This window comes from Acinetobacter sp. ABJ-A23_2 (assembly GCF_044538765.1).
GTDB lineage: Bacteria > Pseudomonadota > Gammaproteobacteria > Pseudomonadales > Moraxellaceae > Acinetobacter > Acinetobacter nosocomialis_A.
Genome location: NZ_JBIUCP010000082.1, coordinates 1 through 7399 on the forward strand (window position 1 = coordinate 1; position 7399 = coordinate 7399).

2 protein-coding genes are annotated in these 7399 nt (G+C 40.3%); both read right to left on the minus strand.

Translation table 11 applies throughout. The features are described 5' to 3' along the window. Positions 1–181: 181 nt before the first annotated feature. Complete coding sequence (locus tag ACH63V_RS17595; protein WP_396464252.1) at positions 182–961, minus strand: OmpA family protein; 780 nt, start codon at positions 959–961, stop codon at positions 182–184. A 60-nt stretch (positions 962–1021) separates the two neighbouring features. Then, a complete protein-coding gene (gene ata / locus ACH63V_RS17600) occupies positions 1022–7273 on the minus strand; it encodes a trimeric autotransporter adhesin Ata (protein ID WP_396464254.1) in 6252 nt (2083 codons plus the stop codon). Positions 7274–7399: the final 126 nt, after the last annotated feature.

Here is a 7399-nt window from a genome sequence, read left to right on the forward strand (position 1 = left end):
ATTTGAAGATTAAAGCTAGAGTCAATATTAGGTGGGGATCAATATCCCATTCGTTTTATAATTTTATAGGTAATTAAAGGATTATATGATTCAAAATGTAGCTGATTGATTTATTTTTCAGTTTACTAAAAGAATAAAAGTAACCACTTTAAAGGTGGTTACTTTTACCTGACAGACCGTTTCACCAATTGATATTAACACGTCTATTTGGTGCTAAACATTGAATAAGTTGTGAACTATTGTTACCGCTACACTGCTTATATAAATCGGTCTGACTATTCGCCTGTATTTGTATTCGACTCGCTTCAATGCCTTGTTGCACCAATAATTTGGCAATAGTATTAGCACGTTGTGAAGACAATTGTTGGTTATAGCTAAATTTACCTAACCGATCTGTAAAGCCTGAAACAATAACAGGGTTCGTTGTTTGGCTTTTCTTGATCTGCTCAGAAATTTTAGTAATGCTGTCAGTACCCTCTTCAATAGCATTAACATCGAATCGATCAAAGGCAAATAAGACACTCGCTGTACGATCTGCAATTACAGCGTTACGTGCTGGCACCTGATTATTTTCTCCCCAAGCGGCCAAACCTTCACACGCTTCACCTTTCCAAGATAAACGTTCTGCTAAATAGCGCTTATCAAAATCAACACGTAACTGACAACGTTGGTACTGGTTCGTATTAGGAATACGAACATCAAGTACATAGTTCCAGATTTTTACTGCGAAAAGGCCTTCACTAAACTGAGGATTTCCCAGTAAAGCTCGAATTTGATCTTTATTTAGGCCTTTGTCTAAACGAGCAACATCTTGGTATTCATAGCGTTTTACTTGTTTCAAATAACTTTTTTCAGTTGCAGGAAAATGAATTTCCTGTGGCTGAGCTGGTTCATTTGCATAAGTTATTACCGTGAAACCAGCAAAAGCTGCTACGACTAAGCTTTGGATTGTTTTATTCATTTCTATAATCTCTTTAATCTGTCGAGCAAGGAGAGCATTGCTACTCTCCTAACCAGTTTCTTAGTTAATAACACCACTGATACCAATACGAACGCTTGGCTCACCTTGAGATGCAGCTGCCACACCACCTGTGATTGACCAACGACCATTGTCAGATGTTTTACGTAAGGTCACACCGACAGCGTTTTCACCACCATGATATGCAGCACCCACAGCATAGGTGTATTTACCTGCGACAAATGGTGCATTTTCCAAGGCCATGGCAGCGGCAATACCCGCATTGGCTTTTTTCTCAACGTCATCAATACGTTTATTGGTGTCATAGAACACTTGTTGTAACTGATCTCCCAGATTGGTAATTTTGTTGCCCAATTCTTGGTTCGACTGATTTAACGTACCAATGGCATCATTAATATTGTCTTTGCCCGTTCCACCAATGTTTTTAGTCGTGATTGAACCATCACTATTAACAGTTGTATTTCCACCAATACTGTTTTTGATACTGTTTGAAATATTATGGATTTGGCCACCATTTACGGCTTGGTTCGAACCAGCTTTAATCTCACCATCTTTGACACCTTGGACAACTCGATCACCGTCTTTACCAGCCATATTTACGCTAGTACCACCCGTGTCTTTACCGACCGTGATTTCACCATTTGGTTTTTGCTGTTGAACTAAACCGGCTTTACCATTAGAAATATTGTCAATGTTGTTTTGAATGTTCTTAATATCATTCGAGTTCTTATCGACTTGATTTTGAACATTCCATAATTGACCACCATTTACGGCGTCTTTAGAGCCTTCAGTAACTTTACCATCAGCTACATTTTTCAGATTGGTACCTTTATCTCCTCCACCTAAAGTGACTGAGTTTTTGTCAACATTGCCATTTTTATCTTTGTCATACTGCACAGCATGGTCAGAAAGTTTGCCAATATCTTTACCAATTTGATCTTTAACTTCATTAATTTGCTTGTCTAACTGGCCTTTATTGACCGCGTCTTTTGCATTTACACCATCTGCAACATTGGTAATTTGCTTACTTCCAGCATCAATACCATTAATTGTGATGCTTGGACCGCCTTTAATGATAAGACCTTGCTGATTCAAGACATGACCGCCGACATTTACACTGTCGAATTTCACATCTTTTAGCATCTCGATTTTGATGCCATCTTCTGTGGTACGAGTAATAATGTTTTCACCACTAGTTTTATCTTCAGCAGTTTCTGGATTAGCCCCACCTACAATATTAATAGTGTCACCAAGCTTACGATGAACAGCTTTACCCTGAGTTGCTTTCTGGTCATTCGCACCAAAATTCAGCCCTTTTTGAGTCAAGTCATTTACACCATTGGTGACTTTGTCATCTACCGACTTGATTGCGTCATTGATATTGTTTTTACCCGTGCCACCAATGTTATTAGTCGTCAGGCTACCGTCTGGGTTCACAACTGTATTTCCACCAATACTATTTTTAATACTTGTTGAGATGTTATGAACCTGACTACCATTTACAGCATCTTTAGAATTTTGTGCAATCATGCCATTCGCGACATCAGTAATTTTCTTACCGCCAGCATTAATGCCATCTTTAGTCATACTTGGGCCATCTTTAATGGTTAGGCCATTATGATTAAGTACGCTATCGCCCGTAGTAACGCTATCTAAAGTTAGATCTTTCTTGGTCGCTACCTCGTAGTTAGTACTACCATCTTTATTAACAGATTGTTTTACAACAATGTTGTCGCCTTCAGTTACAGTCGTTTTTGCTTTAGTTGCAGTATTTTTTACTTCACTAATTGCATCATTAATGTTGTTTTTACCCGTTCCTCCAATGTTATTGGTCGTCAGGCTGCCGTCTGGGTTTACAACTGTATTTCCACCAATACTGTTTTTAATACTGTTTGAAATATTATGAATCTGACTACCATTTACCGCTTCCTTTGAAGTTGATGAAATGTTGCCTGCTTTCACGTTATCTAAAACCGTGCCGTCTTTACCTTTTAAGGTGACTTTATCTTTGGTTTTAGCATCATCGTATTTCACTGCAGCATCATCAGTTGCATTTTGCTTGGCAGCAAGATCATCTAACTGACCTTTATTCACTGCATCTTTAGCATTTACACCATCAGCCACATTGGTAATTTGTTTACCACCTGCATTAATACCTTCTTTAGTAATGCTTGGACCTTCTTTAATGGTTAAACCATTATTATTTAAAGTCGTGTTACCAGTAGTCACACTGTCAAACTTCGAGTCTTTCAACAGTTCAATCTGAATGCCATCTTGAGTGGTACGGGTAATGACATTTTCACCGCTGGTCTTAGCTGCTGGTGTTGAAGCAGCTGCACCACCCACAATATTGAGCTTGTCACCAAGTTTACGGTGTACATCTGCACCGCTATTACCAGCAAAGTTCAAGCCTTTGTTTTCAACATCCTTAATACCGTTTGTAACTTTGTCATCTACAGACTTGATTGCATCATTAATGTTGTTTTTACCTGTTCCACCAATGTTATTGGTCGTCAAACTACCGTCTGGGTTTACAACTGTATTTCCACCAATGCTGTTTTTAATACTGTTTGAAATATTATGAATCTGACTACCATTGACCGCTTCTTTTGAAGTCGATGAAATGTTACCTGCTTTCACGTTATCTAAAACCGTACCATCCTTACCTTTTAAAGTAACTTTGTCTTTGGTTTTAGCGTCATCGTATTTCACCGCTGCATCATCAGTTGCATTTTGCTTGGCAGCAAGATCATCTAACTGACCTTTATTCACTGCATCTTTAGCATTTACACCATCAGCCACATTGGTAATTTGTTTACCACCCGCATTAATACCTTCTTTAGTAATGCTTGGACCTTCTTTAATGGTTAAGCCATTATTGTTTAAAGTAGTATTGCCAGTAGTCACACTGTCAAACTTCGAGTCTTTTAATAACTCAATCTGAATACCATCTTGAGTGGTACGGGTAATAACATTTTCACCGCTGGTCTTAGCTGCTGGTGTTGAAACAGCTGCACCACCCACAATATTAAGCTTCTCGCCAAGTTTACGATGTACGTCTGCACCACTATTACCAGCAAAATTCAAGCCTTTGTTTTCAAGCTCGGTCTTGGTGTTGTCGATTTTGCTATTCAGTTCAGTTTTCGTATTACCAATCGTGTTGTTTAACTCAGTTTTAGTGTCATTAATCTGAGTTGTTAACTGATCTTTGGTATTGTTTAACTTGGTGTTGGTATCGGTAATTTGATTACCAAGATCATTCTTAGCATCATTTAAACTCTTGTTGGTATCTGCGATCTGATTACCCAAATCTTTTTTCGCATCATTTAACTGATTATTTGTATCAGTGATTTTGCCATTTAAGCTCTCTTTTACTTTGATGAGCTGATCAACATTCACTGCATCTTTGGCATTTACACCATCTGCAACATTGGTAATTTGTTTGCCACCTGCATTAATACCGTCTTTAGTAATGCTTGGACCGTCTTTAATAGCCAAACCATTGTTGTTCAAAGTGGTGTTGCCAGTAGTCACACTGTCAAATTTTGAGTCTTTTAACAATTCAATCTGAATACCATCTTGAGTGGTACGGGTAATAACATTTTCACCGCTTGTTTTTGACGCTGGAGTTGAAGCATCCGCACCACCTATAATGTTGAGCTTGTCACCAAGTTTACGGTGTACATCTGCACCGCTATTACCAGCAAAGTTTAAGCCTTTGTTTTCAAGCTCGGTCTTGGTGTTGTCGATTTTGCTATTCAGTTCAGTTTTCGTATTACCAATCGTGTTGTTTAACTCAGTTTTAGTGTCATTAATCTGAGTTGTTAACTGATCTTTGGTATTGTTTAACTTGGTGTTTGTATCCGTAATCTGGTTACCAAAGTCAGTTTTTGTATCATCTAACTTTTGATTTAGATTGGTAATATTCTGAGCATTTTTACTAATATTGTTCGTGTTTTGGTTTACACGTCCATCAACATTTTTAAGCTGACGTACTGTTACCGCATCTGAGTCAGCTGAGCCATCTTCAACATTAGTAATACGGCGTTCTTTTCCAGCCGACCCAACAGAAATAACACCATTAGATTTAGAAGCATCACGATTGGTCAGGAAAGAACTTCCTGTCGCTTCGGTTGCTACAGCATCTTGGCCTAAAGCAACACTATTTTTAGCTTCTACTTTACTGCGTGCACCTAAAGCTACACCACCTTCAACCAAAGACTGGGCACCTTGACCAACTGCAACTGCATTTTCTTGGTCAGCAATTGCACCACCACCAATGGCTGCAGCATTTTTACCCGTTGCTTTTGCACCGCCACCTACAGCAGCAGCATTTTCATTTGTAGCCTCAGCCCCTTTACCAATTGCAGCCGAGTTATCGCCTGTTGCTTGGGCACCACTACCAATTGCAGCAGCACTGTTTCCAGTTGCTTTTGCACCTTCACCTGGTTTGTTACCAGAGCCAATTGCTGTTGAATTTGTACCCGATGCCAATGAGTTAATACCCATTGCCGATGCACCATCACCTGTTGCTTGAGCAACCGCACCAAATGCAGCAGCCCCTTTACCCGAAGCATTTGACATGACGCCAAAAGCTGATGAAGCGTCACCTGTTGCTTTAGAGGTCATACCAAACGCAGAAGAAAATGCGCCTGTACCTACAGCTTGAGTACCGACAGCCGTTGAGCCGTGATTTGCTTCAGTTGTTGGATAGCTGCCTGCTTTAAGCACACCACCCGTAATTTCTGTATAGGTTTTACTTAGCTCAGCGTCTTGGGCGATTTTATCGACATCATCACCACCAATTGCAACAGAAGAGTTCCCTTTGGCAATCACATCAGCACCAATCGCAATCGACTGATCTCCAATCGCTTTTGTCTGATCACCAATCGCAATCGACTGATTGCTATAGCCAGACGGTGTACCTTCTGCTCCTTTAGTCGATGCATTACGGCCGATAGCAACATCCCCACGACCAATCGTTTGACTGCTACTACCCATTGAAATTGCGCCAGAACCCATCGCCTGTGCATATGCACCAATCGCCATTGCCTCACGACCAGCAGCAGAAGTATTCACACCAACAGCAATTGCATTACGTCCAGTTGCCCCATCATTTTCAAAGTTACCACCTTGCTGACCGTTATCATTAATACTGACATAGTGAGTACGAGCAGCTTTTAACTGACGTATAGTGGCAGCGTCAGAATCTGCAGCGCCGTCTGCTACGTTTTGAATACGGCGTTCACTTCCTACATCACCAATTGATAAAACACCAGTTGGAGCGGATTGTTTAGTTAAGAAACTTTCACCCGTAGCCTGGACTGCTTTTGAATCTTTACCTACAGCAATACTATTTTCAGCTTCTGAACGCGCACCTTTACCAATTGCGACACCACCATCGAAAGTAGCCTCAGCTTGGTCTCCAATCACAACTGCATTATCTTTTTGTGCTTTTGCGCCTGTACCAATCGCAACAGACTTTTTACCTTTAGATTCTGAAAATGCACCAATTGCTAAAGCATTTTCTTCCGTGGCAACTGCGCCACCACCAAACGCAATCGAGTCTTTACCCGTTGCTTTTGTTGCCATTTTTGGTTGATAAGCAGCACCTGCTTGCCCCGCAACTGGGTCAGCATTTTCAATATCTGGCGAACCAATTGCAATTGAACGGTAACCTTCTGCCGTTGCCGAGTGTCCAATTGCTAACGAGCCTTTACCTGTAGCTGCTGCAACATTACCAATGGCTTGAGAAAAATCGGCAGTCGCGGCAGATTGGCGCCCAAGTGCAAGAGCGGTATTTCCAGAAGATAAAGCACCTGTACCAATTGCGACACCTGAAATACCTTGAGTTGTCGCATAAGAACCAATTGCTGTACCTAAACCTTTCTCAACTACGGCGCCAGTACCCACACTGATCGCCCCGCCTTGTTTCATTGTGCCAGCATAAGCACCAGTAGAATTATTATAAGGATTATTACGATTTGCGATGTTAGAGCCTGTTCTGTCTTGAGTTTGGGCTCCACAACCAATAGCGACATCTTTTTCATTGGCAGTACTTGCATTACCTTCACGACAAGAAGTTGTACCTGAAATAGATGTTCCTTGGCCTACTCCTCCGTCGGTATTTGTCCCTGCGAAAGTATTTGGAGCAAAACTAATTACACCAGTTAAAACTACCGCTGATACATTTAAAGTTTTTGATTTAGTCTTTGTTTTACCTTTTGCAATTTCAGATGTTGCAACCCATGCTCCAATCGAAGCATTCCAAATGACCTTATAAACTTTATTCATAAAACTTCTCAGACAAATACCAAACTCAAAGGCCAATAAAAATGTACAAATACATTTTTAAAATTTTCGGCCCAAAAAAAGAGGCGGCATCCTAATTGAATAAATTTAAAGGGTAAATATAAAAAT

Excerpts from the sequence above, each read along its gene's own strand:
- ACH63V_RS17595 (WP_396464252.1), bottom strand. The coding sequence starts at position 961 with ATGAATAAAACAATCCAAAGCTTAGTCGTAGCAGCTTTTGCTGGTTTC.
- ata (WP_396464254.1), bottom strand. The coding sequence starts at position 7,273 with ATGAATAAAGTTTATAAGGTCATTTGGAATGCTTCGATTGGAGCATGG.